Raw genomic sequence first — 19,430 nt, 5'->3', positions numbered from 1 at the left:
TCCCTGCTTCATGTCTTAACCCGCCGGGTTAAGAATAACCTGGCCAACAAACAGGTTCCCTGGGATTCTACCGCTGTAACACTGTGACAATAGAGATTATCGCCCAGCACCTCGCGGAGGCACCGGGCGCCTGGAGTCGCGACCTCAGGCCTGCGCGACGGCGCGCCTACGTCGCAGTTTAAATAGCGAATCGAAGGTCAGTATGGCCAGCGCCGTCCAGATCAGGCCAAAGGTCACCAGCTTCTCGGGGCTCAGCGGTTCGTCATAGACAAACACCGCCAGCAGGAACATGCCCGTGGGACCGATGTACTGGAAGAAGCCCAGCGCAGTGAGACTGATTCGGTTGGCCGCCGCTGCAAAGCACAGCAGCGGCACCATGGTCACGGGGCCAGCGGCGAACAGCAGCAGGTTGACCCAGGCCGGGTTGGCGGTCAGATCCGAGCTCGGGCTGGCTGTGAACAGCAGATACCCGGCGGCCAGCGGAAGCATCATTCCGGTTTCCAGCGCCATGCCGGTAAAGCTGTCGACGCCCAGCTTCTTGCGCACCAGGCCATAGAGGCCAAAAGAACAGGCCAGCACGAGCGCGATCCAGGGCAAACGGCCAAATTGCACCAGCTCGAACAGCACTGCCAGCAGGCAAAGACCGGCTGCAATGGTGCGCACGCGGTCCAGCCGCTCGCTGAAAAACAACATGCCAAGCAGAATATTGAGCAGCGGGTTGATGTAGTAACCCAGACTCGCACTGAGCATGTAATTGTGATTGACCGCCCAGATGAAGATGCCCCAGTTCAGGCCAATCAGGGTTGTCGAGGCCAGCAGCGCAAGCAGCGCCCGCCGCGAACGCAAGGCGTTCATCAGCTCATCGCTCTTTCGGAACAGGTAGATCAGCCCGAGCGTGAGCACGAAGGACCATAGCACCCGGTGCGCCAGGATCTCGGTTGCCGGCACATTCTGCAGCAGCTTGAAGTACATGGGGGCGATCCCCCAGAGGCTGTAGGCCGTAATGGCATATAAGGCACCGCTTTTGGCAGTCGGGTTCATGGTTTTCTCGGACCTGGCTTGAAAGGTTTCGGGGATCGCCCGAATTCGGTCACCAAGTGTAGCAGGCAAGCACCGGATGGTTGGCGCCTTAATTGTCATGCCGACAATTCCTGTTCCCCGCGCGCGCGCCGTGCGGATGCCGGGAGGCTGTCACCCTCTTGCCATTGGATATCGCTACCGTACAGCTGTCGCCGCTGCCCCCTCGGCAGCGAAAGCCGCGTCCGAGCGATCCCCCCCACTGGCCCGTCCAACGACGGGCCTTTTTGTTAGGCGTTAGGCGAAAATCGTAGGAGCGCCGCCCCGGTGCGAATGCTCTTGGTTCCGATGCCCGCAAAATGCGCTGCCAACTTGCTCCCGTGGCGAATCAACGCCGTTTGTGTCCCAGAAACACCCAGCCGTACAGCGCCAAGTTCAGTACCAGCACCAGTATCCCCAGCCCCTGCTGGATCTCCGGCGTCAGCCCCTGTGGATAAACCACCGCCAGCAGATAGTGCTCGATGAAACCGCCCTCGTATTCCGCCTGCCCCGCAGCGGACCGCAGCCGGTTTTCCAGCGGTGTCAGTGGGCAGATCCAGCCATTCAGCTGCAGCAGCACCGCCCAAACCACCGCCGGCAGGTGCAGCAGTGCCAGCGCACGCCGCCACAGCAACAGCAGGCCGCCCACCAGCACGAAGACGATGAACAGCAGGTGCAGGATCAGTACCGAGGTGACTGCCAGGCTGTAGAGCATCGGCCCTCCGTCGCTCAGAAGCTGTCGTTATCCATTCGATTGAGATTGTCGATCCGGGTCCTGCCCATCAGTTTCAGTGCCCGATTGCGGCAGGCCCGCAGCAGCGGATACAAAAGCGCCGATACCCACTTCGAGCGGAACAGCCAGTAATTGAACCGGTTGAAGCCCCCCGACCGGGTACTCAGCAACGCCAGCACCTGCATCGCCGCGGCGCCGTAATAGAGCCGCTCCCCCATCTTCAGCACCAGCCCCTGGTCGATATCGAGCCCCGCCGCCGTCACCTCGTCCATCGCCGCCCCGGGCTCGCGCGCGTTCACCAGACGCAGTTCCCCCACCGAGTCGCGAATCCGCGCCAGCCGGGCATAGCGGTCGCAGAAGGGGCACTGTTTATCGTAGATCAGCAGAAGTTTGGGCATGGGGTATGTCGAGCGGCCGGACAGAACAGCAGTATGCAGCGATAGTCGGCTTTCGGGCAAAGCCGACATTGATGAGCTGGGTAACAGGTAGACGGCACCCGGAATTTCCAACGGGGTGAGAACACCGTCCGTGCCGGTCAGCTCCTTACCGTAGCGAAGTGCTTCGCGTGCCTTGTCGACGCCGAATTTTTTAGTCATGTGTCATTGCTGTTTCACCCACCCTTACTTGATTCACCCACTCTGGGCCGCGTTGACCGTTGTCTACACTACAAATAGATGATCCCGCGCTGAACGGTACGCAGGCATCGACAATCACGAAGGTGAGACAACCCATGACCCAGTCCCAGGGCCAGCGCAAGCTGGCCGCCATACTGAGCGCCGATGTGGTCGGTTATTCGCGCCTCATGGGTGAGGACGAGCAGACGACCATCGACACCCTCAAACAGTATCAGAAGGCGATCGACCGGGTGATCGAACGCCACCAGGGCCATATTGTCGATGCTCCCGGCGACAATATCCTGGCGGAGTTTCCCAGTGCCGTCGAGGCGGTCAATGGTGCCGTGGAGATTCAGAAGGTACTCGAGGGACGCAACCTGGAGCTGCCGTCCGAGCGACGCATGGAATTTCGAATCGGCGTCAACCTCGGCGATGTGATTGAGGACGAGGATGGCATTATCTTCGGCGACGGTGTCAATATCGCTGCGCGGATGGAATCGCTGGCCGAGCCGGGTGGCATCTGCATCTCGAGCTCAGTCTATGATGCAGTCGAAGGCAAGGTGCATTTCGGCTACGACTTTCTCGGCGAACAGAAGGTCAAGAACATCACCAAGCCGGTCAACGTCTACCGGGTGCGGGCCTCCGATATCGCTGCACCGATTCGCAAAACCGTGCAGATTTCCGGCGGCTATATCGCTGTCCTGACACTCGCTCTCGGGGTGGCCCTCATCGGTCTCGCGGCCTGGCTCGCAATCGAGCGGCGCCCGTCGCCAGAAACCGCTGCTATTCAACCCAGTTCCGAAGTCAAGGCACCCGCGCCCCCGGCCAGCGACTTTCTGCTGGTGGGTCAACTTGCCGATATCAGTGGCGCTTCCGCGTCCAATGGCCGGATCTATGGCCAGGCGATCATCGATGCCAGCAACTGGATCAATGCAAACGGCGGTATCAACGGCAAGCTGATCGATCTGGACTTTGTCGATACCTCCTATCTGGTACCGCGTGCTATGGCTGCCTATCGCAAATGGGCATCCCAGGGGGTGGTGGCAATCCTGGGCTGGGGGACACCTGCCACCGAGGCGCTTGTCGACTTTGCAACGGCTGATGAAATCCCCATGTTTACCTCCTCCTATGCCGCTTCGCTAACCGATCCCACCGGCAACGGGCCGGGCGGCGACCGGGCGGCGCCTTATGTTTTTTTCTACGGCCCCTCCTACTCCGATGGCTGTCGCGGACTGGTGCAGTGGGCCGCCACCGACTGGAAGGCCCGGGGCGAAGACCGGGCGCCCCGTTTCGTGCATCTGGGCGAGAACCATCCCTTTCCCAACGCGCCCAGGAAAGCGTGCCGGGCCTATGCCGAGGAGCTCGGTTTCGAGATCCTGCCGGCCCTGCGGGTTCCGATGATTCCCGGGGACTTCAGCAGCCACTGCGCCCAGCTGCGGTCGCATCAGGCGGATTATGCTTTCCTGGGCAACACCGCCGCCGCCACGGCCGATCTGCTCAAGGATTGTCAGGCGGCGGGGGTCAACACCCAGTTTATGGTCAACATCTGGGGATTCGACGAAAATGTGATGAAACAGGCCGGCAGTGCCGCCGACGGCGTCGTCTGGGTGATGGGCGCCGCCAAATGGGGAGACGAAGTACCTGGCATGTATACGGTTCAGGAGATATCCAAGATGTCGGCCCCGGACGGTCGGGTTTATCGGCCGGTCCAGTATCTTCGCGGCGTCTGCACTATATTCTTTCTCAAAGAAGCACTGGAGTATGCCGATAGAAACGGCGAAATCAGCGGGCCCAGTGTCCGCAATGCTATCTACCAGCAGCAGGACTGGGTGCCGGTTGGGCTCGATGGGGTCTGTTCGCCAGCGACCTGGACGCCTGAGGACCACCGTGGCGTGACCCGAGTCCTGGTGTATCGCAGCCAAATCACCGGACCGACCGATGATCCGGTGCCCGAACTGATCGAGAATGGCGTAATCCGGATGGAGCGTATCTTCAGCGCCGATATCCCACGCCGGCCCGAATGGCTGGGGTGGTAAGGGAAGATGTGAATAAGTCTGCGGGCAGACTGGCAGAACTCCGGGGTCAGGAATGCCGGGGACCGTTTACCTATTTCCTTATACGTAGCTTCGGCCGGGTAACGAAAAGCAGCGGTGCGCTTCGCTTTACTGTCAACCGCTGCTGCGTTTACAGCATTTCCGCGGGGCGGCCTTCCGCCGTCCATGGTGGTCACCGGCACCCAACGCCAATGCCCTGTCAAAGTGCGATGCACGCTTTTTACCGATTAACCAGAAACCGCTGATGAAAGGCGTCGCTGCGGCAGTCCATCCAGCGGGTTATCAGGGCGATGACCAGCAGCGTGAAGGCGAGACGCGCCCAGAGGATACCGGACAGGTGGGCGCCGAGCAGCATCACCAGCAGCGTATCCTCGATCAGGCTGTGACAGAGCCCGAGGAAGGCCATCGACGCGAAGATGTCGCGCTTGGAAATATGACCGGCCTGGGCTTCCTTGATCAGCAGCCCGCCGCCAAACGACAGCCCCAGGGTGACACCGACGATGGTGATGGTGGTGGCCTGGTGGCCGATGCCGAGCAGCTTCAGCAGCGGCTGCAGCAGCCAGAACATCAGTCGCTCGACGCCGAGCAGGCGCAGGATCTTCAGCGCCGTCAGCAACGCGACGATCACCAGCTGCACCATCAGCAAGCTCTTGGCCTGCATCAGCAGCCAGCCGGAGAGACTGGTATCCACCGCTTCAGGTCGCCAGATCAGTTCGTTGGGTTGCGCCAGCCAGCCACCCTGGCCATAGATGAGGTGCAGCAACCAACCGAACAGCAGCCCACCGCCGATGCGCAACAGCAGGGTCGGCCCCAGGCGTACCCCGGCCTTCTGGGCAATGCGGGCCTCTATGGGCAGCCCGTGGGCCATCAGCATCAGCCCGGCCAGCACCGTGACCTGCGCCACCGTCAGCGCCTCCTGCTGGGGCTGGGTGAAGAACACCACCATGCCTGCATAGATGTTGCTGGCCATCGTCGCGGCCCACACCAGCCCCATGCTTTCCGGCAACCCGACCAGCCCCATCAGCGGTCCGAGTACCTGGCCCAGCAGCTCGACGCCGCCGAGCAGCTCCAGTACTTTCACTGCGATGATTACCGGGATCATGATTTTGAACAACGTGAACGAAACCGTGCGGATTTCAACGAAGAGTTCACGCAAAAACTGCTGGATGGCGGCCAAGGCTCAGGACTCCGGTAACCGGGACAAGAAGGCGGAATGCGCCCGCATTATATGCCGATTGCGGCGATCCTGCGCCTGCCGAATACGCCGGACAGAGAGCCTGCCCGGCGCGAGGTTAACAACGCCGATCAGGCCGGCGTCAGCACCTGGGTAAACAGTGCCTGGTTGTCCAGATCCTTGAGGGTGACCGTCAGGGTGCGATCCTGCGGGTCGATGTCGACCTGGCCGAAAAACTGCAGCCCGGCGAAGGGTGACATGTTCGGCTTGTCCGGCGCTTTCTGGTATTTCACCTGCAGGCCAAAAGTGTCGTCCGACGCGTTCGGCCCGAATGAGCCGGCATTGAGGGGCCCGGATACGAACTCCCAGAAGGGCTTAAAGTCATCGAAGCGGGCCTTGGCCGGATCATAGTAGTGTGCCGCGGTGTAATGCACGTCAGCGGTAAACCAGACCACGTTTTCGATGCCGGCCGCCTTGATCTCCTTCAGCAGCCATGCAATTTCCAGTTCACGCCCGCGGGCGGCACCGTTGTCGCCGTTGGCCACGGCTTCCCAGTTGTCGCCATCGCGGACATGCAGGCCCAGCGGCATGTCACAGAACACCGCCTTCCATGTCGCTTTGGACGCCTTCAGTTCGTCCAGCAGCCACTTCAGCTGATCCTGTCCCAGCAACTGTGTATCCGCCCCGGCGGCAATCTGCAGGTTGTCAGTGTTGGGCCCACGGTAGGACCGCAGGTCCAGCATGAACCTGTCCAGCAGGGGGCCAAAGGGCAGCGCGCGGTATACCCGGTCGCTGCCCTCGGGGCCCGTCTGGCGTAGCGGCGCATAATCGAAAAAGGCACGGCTCGCCCTGGCCTGCAGCAGGCCCACGCTCTTCACCTGGTAACGGCCATCGGCCGACAGATCCTTGGAGGCGGAATAGTTGTTTACCACCTCGTGATCGTCCCACTGCCACAACTGGGCAACCCGGCTGTTGAAGTAGCGGACATTCTCATCCAGCAGGTTGTAACGGTAGCGGCCGCGGAACTCATTCAGGGTTTCAGCCACCTTGCTCACTTCCGGCGTCACCAGGTTTTTCCAGATCTTGCCGTCTTCCACCTCGACCGACTCGGCAATGGGGCCGTCGGCGTAAATGGTATCGCCGCTGTGTACGAAGAAATCCGGCGCCTGATCCGCCATGGTGCGGTAGATTTTCATGCCGCCAAATTCAGGGTTGATGCCGAACCCCTGCCCCGCTGTATCGCCGGACCAGAGAAAACGCACCGGGGCCGCCGCCAGCGGCGCCGTCATGAAGTGGCCGCTGACCCACTCGGATGGCTGATCGTCCTCGGCGTCGCGATAGCCGACCCGTACAAAAATCTGCTCGCCGGCCGGCAGACCGACGAGTTCCACCCGGCTGGTAAAGTCACCCTGCGGCAAGGCCCAGGGTCCACGCACGGTAACCGCGCCGGAGAAATCCTCACGGGTGGCCCACTCGACCCACATGCGCGCGGGCCGGTCACTGCGCCCCCACACAATGGCGCGGTCGCTGAGCACATCACCCACCTGAATGCCCTGCTCCAGCAACGGGCGGGAATCCTTTGCAGAAACCTGTGCCGAATTCAGCAGCAGGCCACAGCCGAACAGCGCGGTACCCTGAAGAAAGTTACGTCTTTTCATCGATCTATCCCTGTGGCACAAATCGATAACGATAAATTCAGCAGATGAACGCAACACAACACTATGGTGAATGTTTTGTGGCACGCATGCCCTGCCCCTGTAAATCAGGGCTGGCAAGTGGTGATTGCCTCGTTACAGGCCGGCGCTGTCCGGTTTGGCGCGGCGGAGGGCGACCTGCAGGCGAAGTTCTTGGTAAAGGGTATCCGGCTTTTGCATGATCGTATTGCCAACAAAGATGTGTGGCTGCGAGGCGCCAGTCACCCCGCACGCCTTCTTTGCATCGGCAACTCCGGTCCGGCGATCATCGTGGCATACGACGCCGCTGTGGGCGACGCACGACCCAGCACGCCGCTGCCAGCCCCAGCATCAACGACAGTATCCCCAGCACAATGGCGGCCCCCACGCTCTCCAGCCTGTCCGGCGGCAGTAGCAGGACTGCAACCCAGAGCAGCAACCTGAAGCTCAGTGCGACCGTCAGCGCCAGCACCGAGACGAAGAGCAGGTAGGCTGCCAGCGGACGCAGCCGTTCATGCCGCAGCGCCTGGGCAATGGGCCAGCAGAGTGCCAATAGCAGCAACGCCAGTATCCCGGCAATCGGTTGGTAAACCAGGGATGTGTCCATTGCAGACCTCCTTTGCTCGCCCGCAAGGCGCCTTTTTCGTTCGTCAGCTTGCTTGCGTGGATTTCGGCAACACAACCCAGAGCCAGGCCAGACCCACCGCACCGGACAGCAGTGAGGCCAGAATCACGCCGAGCTTCGCATCGGCCAGCAGCGCGCCGTCAAATGCCAGCTCCCCAATGAAGATGGACATGGTGAAGCCGATGCCGGAGAGCATCCCTGCCCCTAGCAGCATGGTCCAGCTAACCTCCGCGGGCTTGTTTGCCAGCCCCAGCCGTACCGCGATCCATGCAAAGCTGACGATGCCCAGCGGCTTGCCGACTGCCAGCCCCGCCGTCACGGCAAGTGAGACGGGATCCAGGTTCAGCGTGGCAGGCAGTGGGGTGCCGGCGTTGGCAAGCGCAAATAGTGGCAGGATCAGGAAGGCCGACCAGGGGTGCACCGCGTCTTCCAGCCGCTGCTGGGGCGGCACGCTTTCGCGCGCCGCTTTCTTGAGACGCTGGCCCACGGCCTTGGGGGCTTCCCGATCCCCCCGGCGCTGCGCGCGGGCGACGAAGGGGCTCGACCAGTCGATAAACCGTTGCAGCCGCAACGGACTGACCCAGGGCCCGGTCGGCGTCATCAGACCAAGCGCCACCCCGGTCAGGGTCGGATGCAGCCCGCTAGCATACATCGCGGCCCAGATCAGGATGCCGGCCAACCAGTACGCAATGACCGTGCGCACCCCGAGATATTGCATGCAGAAGACGATCACCAGCCCAATGACAGCAGCCAGAAACATCTGCCCGTCAAAACCCTGTGAGTAGCCCACCGCGATAACGACCACGGCGCCAATATCGTCGATGATCGCGAGCGCCAGCAGAAACACCCGCAGTGCCGCCGGGACCCGGGATCCCAGCAGTGCAAGGCAACCGACCACAAACGCGATATCCGTGGCCATGACGATACCCCAGCCCTTCGCCGCTTCAGCTCCCGGCACCAGCACCAGATACACCACCGCCGGCACCGCCATGCCCCCGAGCGCCGCAGCAAAAGGCAGCGCAGCCGCAGCAGGGGTGTTGAGCTCTCCATCCGTGAGCTCGCGCTTGATCTCAAGCCCGACAACGAAAAAGAAGATCGTCAGCAATCCGTCGTTGATCCAGTGACGCAGCGACAGGAGCAATTGCCGGTCGGCCACCAGCAGACCGGCTTCGGTTGTCCAGAACCGCTCCATCCACTGCCCCAGCCCCGTGTTGGCCAGGACAAGCGCAAGCGTGGCCGCCGCCAGCAACAGCAGACCACCCGACACCTCGGTTGCGACGAATTTCTGAAACGGCTGGATGATCGTCTCGATAGGCTCGTCGGGAAACTTTGGTGGTTCCGCTTCAGGCCCCTTGATGTGGTTTCCTCCTGCCGGGAACCTGCCCGGTGCTGCGAAGGTTATCGAGCGGCAGACTAGTTGACCGCAGACCGTTATGCCACTTTCGCCAGGGGCTGTTGCCGTTTGCGGATATGTCCTGCCGGGCTAATCTGCACAACGCCTGCCGTTTTTCTGGACGCGGCTGTTCGAACACCCGAGTCACCTCCGCGCCATTGGACCCGATGCCGGTGCCTTGCTAAGGTCAAAAACGGAGGTGGTCGAACATGACGACCAGGGAATATCGACGCAAGCGGAACCTGGCAAAAAGTGGCGAGCCGGCGGGCACCTCGAAGTCCTTCGGCGCAGCCCCCCTGTTTGTCATTCAAAAGCACGATGCCCGCTCGCTGCACTACGATTTCCGCCTCGAGGTCGACGGCGTGCTGAAGAGCTGGGCCGTGCCCAAAGGTCCTTCGACCGACCCGTCGAAAAAGCGCCTGGCGATCGAGACCGAAGACCACCCGCTGGATTACGCCGATTTCGAGGGGGTTATTCCGCAGGGGCAATACGGCGGGGGCACGGTGCTGATCTGGGATCGCGGCACCTACCGCAACATCACCCAAAAGGACCAGAGCCTGCGCCCCCTGAAACAGGCGCTCGAGGAAGGACATGCGCTGGTGCGGCTCGAGGGCCAAAAGCTCACTGGCGGCTATGCACTGCAGCGTATCGACGCCGACAAGGGCCACTGGCTCCTGATCAAGATGGATGACGACGACGCGGATGCACGCCGCAACCCGGTCTCGAGCGAACCGGACTCCGTGGCAACCGGACGGAGCCTGAAAGAGATCGCCAGCGACGCGGAGCATGGCGAATGAATGCCCGTGCGCGTCACTGCAAGTTGCGAAATTCGCGTGCAGCCAGCGCCAGCGTGATAAAGGAAACGCCGGCCAGGATCAGTTCAATCGCGATGATCAGACCGATAATCCAGAGCCCGGAAACCGGCCAACCCAGGAAGATGACGAGACCCAACACCAGGGTCAGAATGCCGCCGATCAGCGTCCAGCCCCAGCCGTAAGTCCCTCTGAACTGGAAGGCCATCAACAGACGGAGCACGCCGATGGCGACCAGACTGGCACCGATCAGCAGGGTCAGAGTGGCCGATGCCAGCACCGGATCGAAGATCATGATCAAGCCGGCGGCCAGGTACAACAGCGCAATCAGCAGACTCCAGCGATGACGGCGCCAGTCCGGGCTTTGGAATACCGCGACCAGTTGGAAAACAGCGCCCAGCAGCATCAGAAAGCCGAAGTACAGCATGCTGACCAGCCCCAGCGTCACGGTCATGCCAAGCCCGATGACACCGGCAACGAGCAGCAGAATGCCCAGTGCCAGGACCCAGCCCCAATTTTTTCCCAGATAGCCAAAGTGTGCAGTTGTCCGGAGCATGCCTGTCCCTCGAAGACGGTAGTGCATTGCAGCAGGCGCCACAGGGCGCCTGCAGGTAGCGCGCCTGTATCGGAGTATAGTCGTCAGGGCGGCCGTTTCGCCGCGCTCGCCCCTCATCACGGGCCTCTCCCGTCGGAATCAATAACCCGCGGGTTAATAAAGAATCAGACGGTCCGCAGCAGGCTCAGTCTTTCCTCGCAGCCTGTCGGGCTTGGCCGATCGTAGCGAGGGAAAGACCGATTTGCGGCAGTTTTTGAGCTCTTTTGAGGCGAATAGTGGTTCTATTTAACAAAAAAGAGCACATAAAATGCCCCCTCTTTACCGGAAAGAATCGGCTTTTCCGCAGTAGATCAGTGGTAAGTCCGACAGGCTGCTGTAGCTAACGGGTGCAGGTCAGCTCCGGGCACTGATCCCGGGCAGCATCGGAACCGGCAAAAGCGGCCTGGATCCCGGGCTCGCGGTACAGCTCGCTCAGCTTGCCGGCAATCGACTCCCCAACGGACAACTGGGGCTGCGAGGCACCAATCTGCTCGCGCGCTTCACGCTCGCTGACCCATTGGTTCGCGATATCAAAGGCCTGAATGAAACGGGGCTGCTGTTGCAGGGCCTGCTTGAAATACGCGGTGCCAAAATAGGTGAAGTCGCTGTCCACGCCACAGCCAAAGGAGGTGCGATCCGCTGCTGCTGCGGTGATCACCAGGGTTTCAGGGCTTTGCAGTGCGTCAATGAAACCACCGGAAAAGCAGCTCGACACCAGAATCACGCGCCAGCGGATACCCGCGTCATCCAGCGCCTGACGCAGCTGCTCCGGCGTCAGGTCATTCAGCTCCACGGCGCCAAACTCCAGCGAAAAGCGGTGGTCACGGCTGCCATGGGAGGTCATGAACAAAAACAGCACGTCCTCTTCCGTATCCATTTTTTGCGCCACGCTGTCCAGCCCAAGCGCCAGGTTATGCCGGTTCGCCAGCGGGTACTTGTCCACCGTCGCCGGGTTGTTGGCCAGTATCAGGGAACGCCCGCGGGTCGCGTACTGGCGGTCAAACTGCTCGCGCACAAACTCAACTTCCTTGAGAAAGACATCCTCCAGACCATAACCGCCCACCGCCATCAGATAGAGATCCGTAACCCCCGGGCGCTGGGCTTCAAGCTGTGCAAGGCTGTTACGCATCAGCTGGTGCTGTGCGTAGAAGATCGATTCAACATCCAGTGGCGCGTACCGCACCTGAGCGCTTTCCTGGGGTGTGTCGGTATACCAGAGCGGGGTGCGGGGGAAAATCCACAGGCTGGCGAGCAGCATCAGCCCGTAGAGCCCACCGAGTAACAGCGCGCGCTGGGCAGGCGCCCCGATAAAGATGTGCAACAGGCGCATGACGACCAGGACCTGCCACAACAACAGCCCTGCAAGCAGGCTCCAGGCCGTCAATGCCGACACGTCGAAACTATCCACCGACAGCCACAGCAGCTGTGACAGCAGCGAGATCAGCACCGAGGCTGCGAGAAAGGCCGTCAGTAACGGGACAAAACGGGCCGTATTGCCGCCGGCCATTCGGCTGGCCAGCATCAGAACCAGCAGGCTGAATAGGCTGGTCGCCCCCAGATAATTCAGCCCGTAAGCATCAAACTGCACCGGAGCCTCGGTCGTGACAAAGGAGAATCCGGCATTGACCAGCAACAGCAATAACAACAGTGCGACGATCTGCCCCAGTGTGCAGGCGACAGCATCAGCGTTCAGCGCCCGCCCCATGACCAGACGGTAGCCGGCAGCCAGGTTGCGCCCAAGCGCGGCGAAGACGCCCTGCTCGGGAGTGTCTTGCAACGCCGCCTGCTCCGAAGCCCGCGGCAACGGGCTCACAGGCTCGTCCGCCTGCTCAGGCGAGAGAGCCTCATTCGACAGCGCCTCAGACGGGGCCTGTGGCGCATCGTTCAAGGGTGAGCTGCGGCCCTCGTTCCAGGGATCGTTCATTGCCATGGTGCCTGTCGGGGGTAATGTTCAGGGTTACTCACAGTTTAACCTGAATAGTGATGCCAAGCAGGCGCGCGCCTGCCTCTATGAACGGACCGATCTATGGGCGGGCCGATGCAGCCCTGCTTCTAACCTGGGGGCTTAGTCCCTATAATGCTCGAACTGCCTTTCGGGCAACTCGTCGCTACGATACCACTCAAGATACACACAGGCTGTCTGCTTCACTGTCCTCAGAACGGTCAACCGATGCTCAAGTTAAAGATACTCGGTTAATAACAATAACTAATAAAAGAAACACTAATACACCTGAATCTAATTTATAAATACTTAATACACGAGCGCTTATCTAATGGAATTAGCTACTGAACGGAACTCAGACCAGTTCGAGTCTTTTCTGCAAAAGCTGCTTGTCTGCGAGGGTGCAGAAGGCGTAATCAATTGCCTGTCATTCCTGTTCGGTTCTTTCGTATTAACCTGCGAAGGAAAAGTGATCGCGTGCAGTCACAGTTTCGCAGAGATGACCGGCTACGCGCGCACAGAGCTTTACAGCATGAATGCACGCGACTTGATCGCCGAGGATTTTCGATCCGACCTGCATAACCGTTTATCGACGGATGTCACTGAACGCTACAACTCTCAATTGATGACCAAATCCGGTACGCTGAGGCATGTCATTATTTCACCGCGCATATTCTCGGCCAATGGTACAAAGTTCAGGCTTGCCGAGTTCATCGACCAGACGGATATCGTCAACTATCAGCAGGCACAGACGGCCATGTTTCACGACACCGCCAGCGCCCTCACATGCGCCATAGAACAGCGGGATCCGTACACCAACGGCCACATGTCGCGTACGACACAGCTATCGATCAAGATTGCACGGCTCATGCAGCTGGATCAGCACACCACCGACCTGATTTCGCTTGGCGCCAGCCTGCATGACATCGGCAAGATTTCAGTCCCGATCGAGATACTGAACAAGCCCAGCAAGCTGGAACCCTATGAATGGGAGGTTGTTAAACAGCATCCCATCAAAGGGTACAAGATTATTGCCGGCGTCAATTGCGAAAAGCTGGTCAAGGACATCGTACTGCTGCACCACGAAAACCAGGACGGGTCCGGTTATCCCTATGGCCTGCAGAAAGACGAAATTCCCCTTGGCGTTGCCATCGTCACGGTAGCCGACTGCCTGGAAGCCATCGCCGGGGTGCGCCCCTATCGCAGGGCCTACAGCTTTGAAGATGCGATCGCGATCATGCAGCAGGAAACCTTCAAGTTTCACCCCGAGGTATTCAGCGTGATGCGCCACCTGGTAAAAAGCGGAGACATTAAAGGCACCGAGTTCAGTGCCTTTAATGACTAGCGTTTATTGACGCGTGCGAATATGCCGGGCCTTGCCTTAACTCTGCAACTGCGGCAGGTCGCGGAACAGTTCCAGCGCCTCGGGGTTGGCCAGCGCGTCCATGTTCTTAACCGGTCGTCCCTCCACCACGCTGCGCACCGCCAGTTCGACGATCTTGCCGGTTAGCGTGCGGGGAATATCGGCGACCTGGATAATCTTGCTCGGCACATGGCGCGGCGAGGTATTGTCACGAATGGTCGTGCGGATCTCCTGCTCCAGAGCAGCATCAAGGCTCTCCCCCTCCCTGAGCCGCACAAACAACACCACCCGCACATCGCCCTGCCACTGCTGACCGATGGCGATGGCCTCCTGCACCGCTTCGACCTTCTCGACCTGACGATAAATCTCGGCGGTGCCGATGCGCACCCCGCCGGGGTTGAGCACGGCATCGGAGCGGCCATGGATCACCACCCCGCCGCTGGGCATCAGCTCGGCATAGTCGCCGTGCGCCCAGACATTGTCGAAGGTCGCGAAGTAGGCATTGTGGTATTTCTCGCCGTCCGGGTCATTCCAGAAACCGATCGGCATCGCCGGGAACGGGTGGACACAGACCAGCTCGCCCTTGCCGCTCTCGACAGGCTTGCCGTCATCACCCCAGATCTCGACAGCCATGCCAAGCCCCCGGCACTGCAGCTCACCGGAATTGACCGGCAGGATCGGGCAGCCCAGTGCAAAGCAGGACAGAATATCGGTGCCGCCCGAGATCGACGACAGGCACAGGTCCGCCTTGATATCGCGGTAGACGTACTCGAAGCCCTCGGGGGGCAACGCAGAACCGGTGGACAGGATCGTCTTGAGCGCATCCAGGCTGTGGCTGGCACCCGGCTGGATGCCGGCCTTTTCCTGCGCCGCGAGGTATTTGGCGCTCGTGCCGAACACCGTCACTCCTTCCTGCTCGACGATATCCCAGAGCACCTCTGGCGTTGGCGTGAAGGGCGAGCCATCGAACAGCACCAGGGTGCTGCCGGTGGCCAGGGCACTGACCATCCAGTTCCACATCATCCAGCCGCAGGTGGTGTAGTAGAACAGCGAATCCCCACGCCTGAGGTCGGTGTGCAGCTGATGTTCCTTGATATGCTGCAGCAGCGCGCCGCCAACACTGTGTACGATGCACTTGGGCACGCCGGTCGTTCCGGAGGAATACAGAATGCACAACGGGCTGTCGAAATGCACCTGGGTAAATTCAAGCTCCGTTGCATGGGCGTCAACGAAATCAGCGAGCAGTACCGCCCCCGGCAGCCGGCTCAGGTCCGGGCTGGCCTCGAGATAGGGCATCACCACGACCCGGGCGATGTCCGGCAACTGCGGCAGCACGCCAGCGAGGCGCTCCAGCGAGTCAAAGGTCTTGCCGTTATAGAGGTAGCCGTCGGTGGTGAAGAGAACCTTGGGCTTCGTCTGGCCAAAGCGGTCGAGCACACCATGGGTACCGAAGTCGGGCGAACAGGCCGTCCAGATTGCACCCAGGCTCGCCGTGGCCAGCATCACCACCACCGTATCGATCACATTGGGCACAAAGCCCGCGACGACATCGGCCTGAATCACGCCAGCCCGGCGCAGGCCCCCCGCCACCTGTGCCACCCGCGTATAGAGCTCGCCACAGCTCAGGCTCTCGCGTTTTCCCGCCTCGTTGTGAAACACCAGTGCCGGCCGGTCGTCCCGGTAGCGCAGCAGGTTCTCGGCGTAGTTCAGCTGCGCCTCCGGGAACCAGCGCGCGCCCGGCATTCGGTCGGCATCCACCAGCACGCGCTCACCACGCCTGCTTGCGCGCACCCCGCCGAAATCCCACACCAGCGTCCAGAACGCCTCCGGCTGTTCAATAGACCACTGATACAGATCGTCGTAGGTCGCAAAGCTTTTCCCGGCCCGCTCGCCCGCCTGCTGCATGAACTGATACAGATTGCTCCGCTCGATCTGCGCAGCGCTCGGTTGCCATAATTGCCCGTTCATACCACAACCTCCTCTTATTGTTTTGCCCGAGAGGTGCCTGCTATTAATAACTTTAGCGCCTTCAGGTGAGAGGGTCAGTGTGCTATGGCTCTATATATTTATTAAGTTTATTTTTATTACTTAATTATTTATTTTACAAAATAATATCAACTGAGAATGGCTGCTTCACAGTGCAATACGCAGACCAACTGAAGGCTCGAATCCCAAAGCTGTAGCACCGTGCTGCGGGGCCCTGCGCACGGTGTACTGCACAGTCGCCTATGCCGTTGCCGCAGACCCCATGGATGCGCGACGACCCAGGCAAAACAGCCCCAGTCGTTCACCGAGGCGGCGCGCACCGGAAAATGCAGCAAAGCTGAGGATTTTGACCCGGCGACGTTGAACCTCTTCGCCACCCCGTAAAGGCTGAATGAGATCCATTGATGAAGAAACCGTCGGCCACCTGTTGATACACTTTCGCCAGCAGGCACCGCATCGACAGAGCGCAGGGTCTGAACCGACAGCCGCTCCAAAAGCGCTATAGTAGATTTTTTGGTTCTTCGCAGATTTGCGGGAATCTTTGGCCTTTTCCTCACTAATTTCTATTTTGCCGCTTTTGAGCTCCAACAGCACCAGCGGGGATTCCGGTGCACTTCCAGAGAGCCGGAGGTGGCGACTGGGACCCGTTAGGAGCCGGCGAGCACTGGGAGTATTTTTTGATCAGGCCCATCAGGGGCGAGGCATGGATGCCGAGCTGCAGATGCGGTACAGGGATGTGACGTCAGCTGCGCCCGAAAAATACTCTCGGGGCGCAGCGTAGCCCTTGGGCCGGCTTCTTCGGGCGTGCTTTCTTTTGCTTACTTTTTCTTTCGCACGAGCAAAGAAAAGTAAGTCGCCTGGAGGCGAAAAGGAGGCTTAGTCGGAAGCGAAGATGATTCGGTTCGCACGAAATGTCCAAGCGGCGCAGTGCGCTTCGATTACGGAGCCCGATGGTAAAATATTCTTTCCCGCTAAAGTGCGAAGAACCTTTTTTAGGCAACATGATAATGTCGCCTGTGCTGCGTTCGAATGACATTAAAAGCCGCGTGCCGGGCGCCTGAACGCAAAAACGGGTACTGTTTCACCCCACAGGCACAGGCTCCGCAAGCAGGATTGAAATGAGCTCAGAGTTAAAAGTCAGGCGTCCCGACGGGGCAATAACCGGCAGTTCCACAAAGCACAGCGCCAAATGCGCCCTGCCGTCCCTTGTCATGGCCGGTGGTACGATCGAAGCCCTGAAGTGGCTCGCGCTGATCCTGATGACGGGCGATCACGTCAACCGGTTCCTGTTTAACGGAACGGTCGCGTACCTGTTCGGGCTGGGCAGACTCGCGCTGCCGATCTTCGTTTTCGTGCTCGCGTACAACCTGGCCCGCCCGGGGCAGCTCGAGCGGGGCACCTACCCGCGCACGATGAAACGCCTGGCGGTATTCGGCGCCCTTGCATCGGTGCCCTTCATTGCCCTGGGGGACCTGCTACACGCGGGATGGTGGCCGCTGAACGTTCTGTTCTCGCTGCTGGTTCTCACCACCACGCTCTACCTGGTCGAACGCGACGACCTGCTGGCCGCCGGCATCCTGTTCCTGGTGGGTGGCAGTCTGGTTGAGTACGGCTGGCTGGGGCTCACCCTCGGCCTGGCCATCTGGACGTACTGCAAACAGCCATCGCTGCCCGCAGCGGGTGTGGCATTACTCGCCTGTGCGGGCCTCTGGTTAACCAATGACAACTTCTGGGCGCTGGCCGCTGTACCGCTGATCCTCGCCGCCACGCGCGTCAACCTGCACGTGCCCCGCCTGCGCTGGGCCTTTTACGCCTACTACCCCCTGCACCTCGGCGTGATCTGGTTGATTCGCAGTGTGGTGGGGGTCGCCGCATAGCTTTTTTTCGGTTCGGGATGTTTACGCTTTACGGCTTGGTGACCGATTTCCAGGCATGTCTATAAGCCACTGCCAGCGGCTTAGCCCGGATGTTGCAGCATAAACAAGAAGGGCGACCTGGTTTTGTGTTATAATTCAATCACTTAAGTCGAATATAACAACCCGGTCGCCCATGACACATTGTACTGTTACACAGGACCTATTTCCACGCTGTAAAGGTCGTAAAATCGAGACCAATTTCGAAGGGGGCGACATCACGTCCGATGCCGGTGTGCTACTGCTCCGACAGCTCGACCGGGAGCTGGGCCTGACCCGTTCGATCGCCCGCAAGATTACGGATCCGCGCAGCCCCTCCCATTGCCGGCACCAGGCGCAGACCATGATCCGACAACGCGTTTTCGGACTGGCGCTGGGTTACGAAGACCTCAACGATCACAAGACACTGAGGCATGACCTGGCGCTTCAGACTGCCGTCGATAGCGATGCTGAACTGGCCAGTCAGTCCACATTGTGCCGGTTCGAACTCAACGCTAATCGGGCCTGGGCCGTGGCCATGCATGAAGAACTGGTTGAGCAGTTCATTCGCTCGTACAGGAAGCCACCGAAGCGGCTGATTCTCGATTTCGACGCGACTGACGATACGGTGCATGGGGAGCAGGTGGGCCGCTATTTCAGTGGTTACTACAGAAGTTACTGTTTCTTGCCGCTTTTCGTTTTCTGCGGGCAGAAGCTCTTGGTGAGCTATCTGCGCCCTGCCTATGTTGACGCTGCCAAGCATGCCTGGGCCGTTCTGGCCCTGCTGGTCAGGCGGCTTCGAGCCGAGTGGCCGCAGGTGCAGATCATCTTCCGGGGCGACAGCGGCTTCTGCCGACCACGGCTGCTGACCTGGTGTGAGCGCCACGATGTCGGTTATGTCGTCGGCATCGGCAAGAACTCCAAGCTAGAACAGCTGGCACTGGATACCCGTTACCGCGCCGCTGTGGCGTTCGAGGCCACTCGGGTAAAGCAGCGCTGCTTTGCGACGCTCTGGTACTCGGCCCGGAGCTGGAAGAAACGCGTGCGCAAAGTGATCGTCAAAGCGGAGTTCAGCTATCAGGGTGACAACAACCGCTATATCGTCACCAACCTGCCGGGCTCTGCCAAGTGGCTCTATGACCGGCGCTACTGTCTGCGGGGCGATATGGAGAACCGGATCAAGGAACAGCAGTGGCTGTTCTCGGACAGAACCAGCTGCCACGACTGGTGGCCCAATCAATATCGTCTGCTGCTGTCCGGTCTGGCCTACGTCCTGATGGAAAGGCTGCGCAGTGGCTATCTGCGTGGCACCCGCTATGCCCGCGCCCAAGTGACCACGCTGCGTACCCGGCTATTGAAAATCGGTGCCGTCATCACCCGCAACACTCGCCGGATCCGCATCATGATGAGTAGCACTTATCCGGACCAGGAGCTGTTCCAGAAGATAGCCGCCAAGCTGGCGCCGGGGTAGCGCCAGCGGTGCTGTTCCCGGCACGGAATAAACAATGGGGTAAAGGG

Annotated in this window: 15 protein-coding genes; 5 read left to right on the top strand and 10 right to left on the bottom strand. The window is 60.2% G+C overall.

The window, feature by feature from the left end:
• Positions 1-144 precede the first annotated feature (144 nt).
• From rarD to F451_RS0120065, 3 genes are all read right to left on the bottom strand, one after another.
• Positions 145-1,041, bottom strand: a complete 897-nt coding sequence (rarD, locus tag F451_RS0120075) for an EamA family transporter RarD (protein WP_020683212.1) — start codon at positions 1,039-1,041, stop codon at positions 145-147.
• Positions 1,042-1,405: 364 nt separating this feature from the next.
• Entirely contained in the window at positions 1,406-1,771 is a 366-nt protein-coding gene (locus F451_RS0120070; RefSeq protein WP_020683211.1) for a DUF2784 domain-containing protein, read from the bottom strand.
• Between the two features lie 14 nt (positions 1,772-1,785).
• Positions 1,786-2,385 (bottom strand): thiol-disulfide oxidoreductase DCC family protein, encoded by a 600-nt coding sequence (locus tag F451_RS0120065; RefSeq protein ID WP_020683210.1) that lies wholly within the window; start codon positions 2,383-2,385, stop codon positions 1,786-1,788.
• A gap of 134 nt (positions 2,386-2,519) precedes the next feature.
• Between F451_RS0120065 and F451_RS0120060 the strand changes: the two genes are divergently transcribed.
• Positions 2,520-4,439: an ABC transporter substrate-binding protein gene (locus F451_RS0120060; RefSeq protein ID WP_020683209.1), complete on the top strand. Its 1,920-nt coding sequence runs from the start codon at positions 2,520-2,522 to the stop codon at positions 4,437-4,439.
• 238 nt (positions 4,440-4,677) lie between these two features.
• Here the strand turns inward: F451_RS0120060 and F451_RS0120055 are convergent, their stop codons facing one another.
• The 4 genes from F451_RS0120055 to nhaA all read right to left on the bottom strand — a co-directional run bounded on the left by F451_RS0120055 (position 4,678) and on the right by nhaA (position 9,229).
• Positions 4,678-5,634: a hypothetical protein gene (locus F451_RS0120055; RefSeq protein WP_020683208.1), complete on the bottom strand. Its 957-nt coding sequence runs from the start codon at positions 5,632-5,634 to the stop codon at positions 4,678-4,680.
• 128 nt (positions 5,635-5,762) lie between these two features.
• Positions 5,763-7,289: an alkaline phosphatase D family protein gene (locus F451_RS0120050; RefSeq protein ID WP_020683207.1), complete on the bottom strand. Its 1,527-nt coding sequence runs from the start codon at positions 7,287-7,289 to the stop codon at positions 5,763-5,765.
• 301 nt (positions 7,290-7,590) lie between these two features.
• Positions 7,591-7,911: a hypothetical protein gene (locus F451_RS0120040; RefSeq protein WP_020683205.1), complete on the bottom strand. Its 321-nt coding sequence runs from the start codon at positions 7,909-7,911 to the stop codon at positions 7,591-7,593.
• 43 nt (positions 7,912-7,954) lie between these two features.
• Complete coding sequence (nhaA, locus tag F451_RS0120035) at positions 7,955-9,229, bottom strand: Na+/H+ antiporter NhaA (RefSeq protein ID WP_276202613.1); 1,275 nt, start codon at positions 9,227-9,229, stop codon at positions 7,955-7,957.
• 302 nt (positions 9,230-9,531) lie between these two features.
• Between nhaA and F451_RS0120030 the strand changes: the two genes are divergently transcribed.
• Complete coding sequence (locus F451_RS0120030; RefSeq protein ID WP_020683203.1) at positions 9,532-10,119, top strand: DNA polymerase ligase N-terminal domain-containing protein; 588 nt, start codon at positions 9,532-9,534, stop codon at positions 10,117-10,119.
• A 13-nt stretch (positions 10,120-10,132) separates the two neighbouring features.
• Here F451_RS0120030 and F451_RS0120025 read toward each other — a convergent pair whose 3' ends face one another.
• Together F451_RS0120025 and F451_RS26160 are read right to left on the bottom strand one after the other, a co-directional pair.
• Positions 10,133-10,690, bottom strand: coding sequence for an HdeD family acid-resistance protein (locus F451_RS0120025; protein WP_020683202.1), 558 nt, complete (start codon positions 10,688-10,690; stop codon positions 10,133-10,135).
• 379 nt (positions 10,691-11,069) lie between these two features.
• A complete protein-coding gene (locus F451_RS26160; protein WP_020683201.1) occupies positions 11,070-12,653 on the bottom strand; it encodes a C13 family peptidase in 1,584 nt (527 codons plus the stop codon).
• Positions 12,654-13,002: 349 nt separating this feature from the next.
• Here F451_RS26160 and F451_RS26920 point away from each other — a divergent pair, with 349 nt between their 5' ends.
• A complete protein-coding gene (locus tag F451_RS26920) occupies positions 13,003-14,016 on the top strand; it encodes an HD domain-containing phosphohydrolase (protein WP_083928500.1) in 1,014 nt (337 codons plus the stop codon).
• Positions 14,017-14,052: 36 nt separating this feature from the next.
• Here the strand turns inward: F451_RS26920 and F451_RS0120010 are convergent, their stop codons facing one another.
• On the bottom strand, positions 14,053-16,002 hold the full coding sequence (locus tag F451_RS0120010) for an acetoacetate--CoA ligase (RefSeq protein WP_020683199.1): 1,950 nt from the start codon (positions 16,000-16,002) through the stop codon (positions 14,053-14,055).
• A gap of 1,136 nt (positions 16,003-17,138) precedes the next feature.
• Between F451_RS0120010 and F451_RS0120005 the strand changes: the two genes are divergently transcribed.
• Positions 17,139-17,897, top strand: a complete 759-nt coding sequence (locus F451_RS0120005; RefSeq protein WP_156826567.1) for a TraX family protein — start codon at positions 17,139-17,141, stop codon at positions 17,895-17,897.
• A 172-nt stretch (positions 17,898-18,069) separates the two neighbouring features.
• Positions 18,070-19,383, top strand: coding sequence for an IS1380 family transposase (locus F451_RS0120000; RefSeq protein ID WP_020683197.1), 1,314 nt, complete (start codon positions 18,070-18,072; stop codon positions 19,381-19,383).
• Positions 19,384-19,430 lie beyond the last annotated feature (47 nt).

Source organism: Marinobacterium rhizophilum DSM 18822, from assembly GCF_000378045.1.
In the GTDB taxonomy this organism is placed as follows: domain Bacteria; phylum Pseudomonadota; class Gammaproteobacteria; order Pseudomonadales; family Balneatricaceae; genus Marinobacterium_A; species Marinobacterium_A rhizophilum.
Note: the sequence above shows the minus strand (reverse complement) of the source record. Positions and strands in the feature narration are given on the sequence as shown.

Excerpts from the sequence above, each read along its gene's own strand:
- rarD (WP_020683212.1), bottom strand. The coding sequence starts at position 1,041 with ATGAACCCGACTGCCAAAAGCGGTGCCTTATATGCCATTACGGCCTAC.
- F451_RS0120025 (WP_020683202.1), bottom strand. The coding sequence starts at position 10,690 with ATGCTCCGGACAACTGCACACTTTGGCTATCTGGGAAAAAATTGGGGC.
- F451_RS0120010 (WP_020683199.1), bottom strand. The coding sequence starts at position 16,002 with ATGAACGGGCAATTATGGCAACCGAGCGCTGCGCAGATCGAGCGGAGC.
- F451_RS0120070 (WP_020683211.1), bottom strand. The coding sequence starts at position 1,771 with ATGCTCTACAGCCTGGCAGTCACCTCGGTACTGATCCTGCACCTGCTG.
- F451_RS0120065 (WP_020683210.1), bottom strand. The coding sequence starts at position 2,385 with ATGACTAAAAAATTCGGCGTCGACAAGGCACGCGAAGCACTTCGCTAC.
- F451_RS0120060 (WP_020683209.1), top strand. The coding sequence starts at position 2,520 with ATGACCCAGTCCCAGGGCCAGCGCAAGCTGGCCGCCATACTGAGCGCC.
- F451_RS0120040 (WP_020683205.1), bottom strand. The coding sequence starts at position 7,911 with ATGGACACATCCCTGGTTTACCAACCGATTGCCGGGATACTGGCGTTG.
- F451_RS26920 (WP_083928500.1), top strand. The coding sequence starts at position 13,003 with ATGGAATTAGCTACTGAACGGAACTCAGACCAGTTCGAGTCTTTTCTG.
- F451_RS26160 (WP_020683201.1), bottom strand. The coding sequence starts at position 12,653 with ATGAACGATCCCTGGAACGAGGGCCGCAGCTCACCCTTGAACGATGCG.
- F451_RS0120050 (WP_020683207.1), bottom strand. The coding sequence starts at position 7,289 with ATGAAAAGACGTAACTTTCTTCAGGGTACCGCGCTGTTCGGCTGTGGC.
- F451_RS0120030 (WP_020683203.1), top strand. The coding sequence starts at position 9,532 with ATGACGACCAGGGAATATCGACGCAAGCGGAACCTGGCAAAAAGTGGC.
- F451_RS0120000 (WP_020683197.1), top strand. The coding sequence starts at position 18,070 with ATGACACATTGTACTGTTACACAGGACCTATTTCCACGCTGTAAAGGT.
- F451_RS0120005 (WP_156826567.1), top strand. The coding sequence starts at position 17,139 with ATGAGCTCAGAGTTAAAAGTCAGGCGTCCCGACGGGGCAATAACCGGC.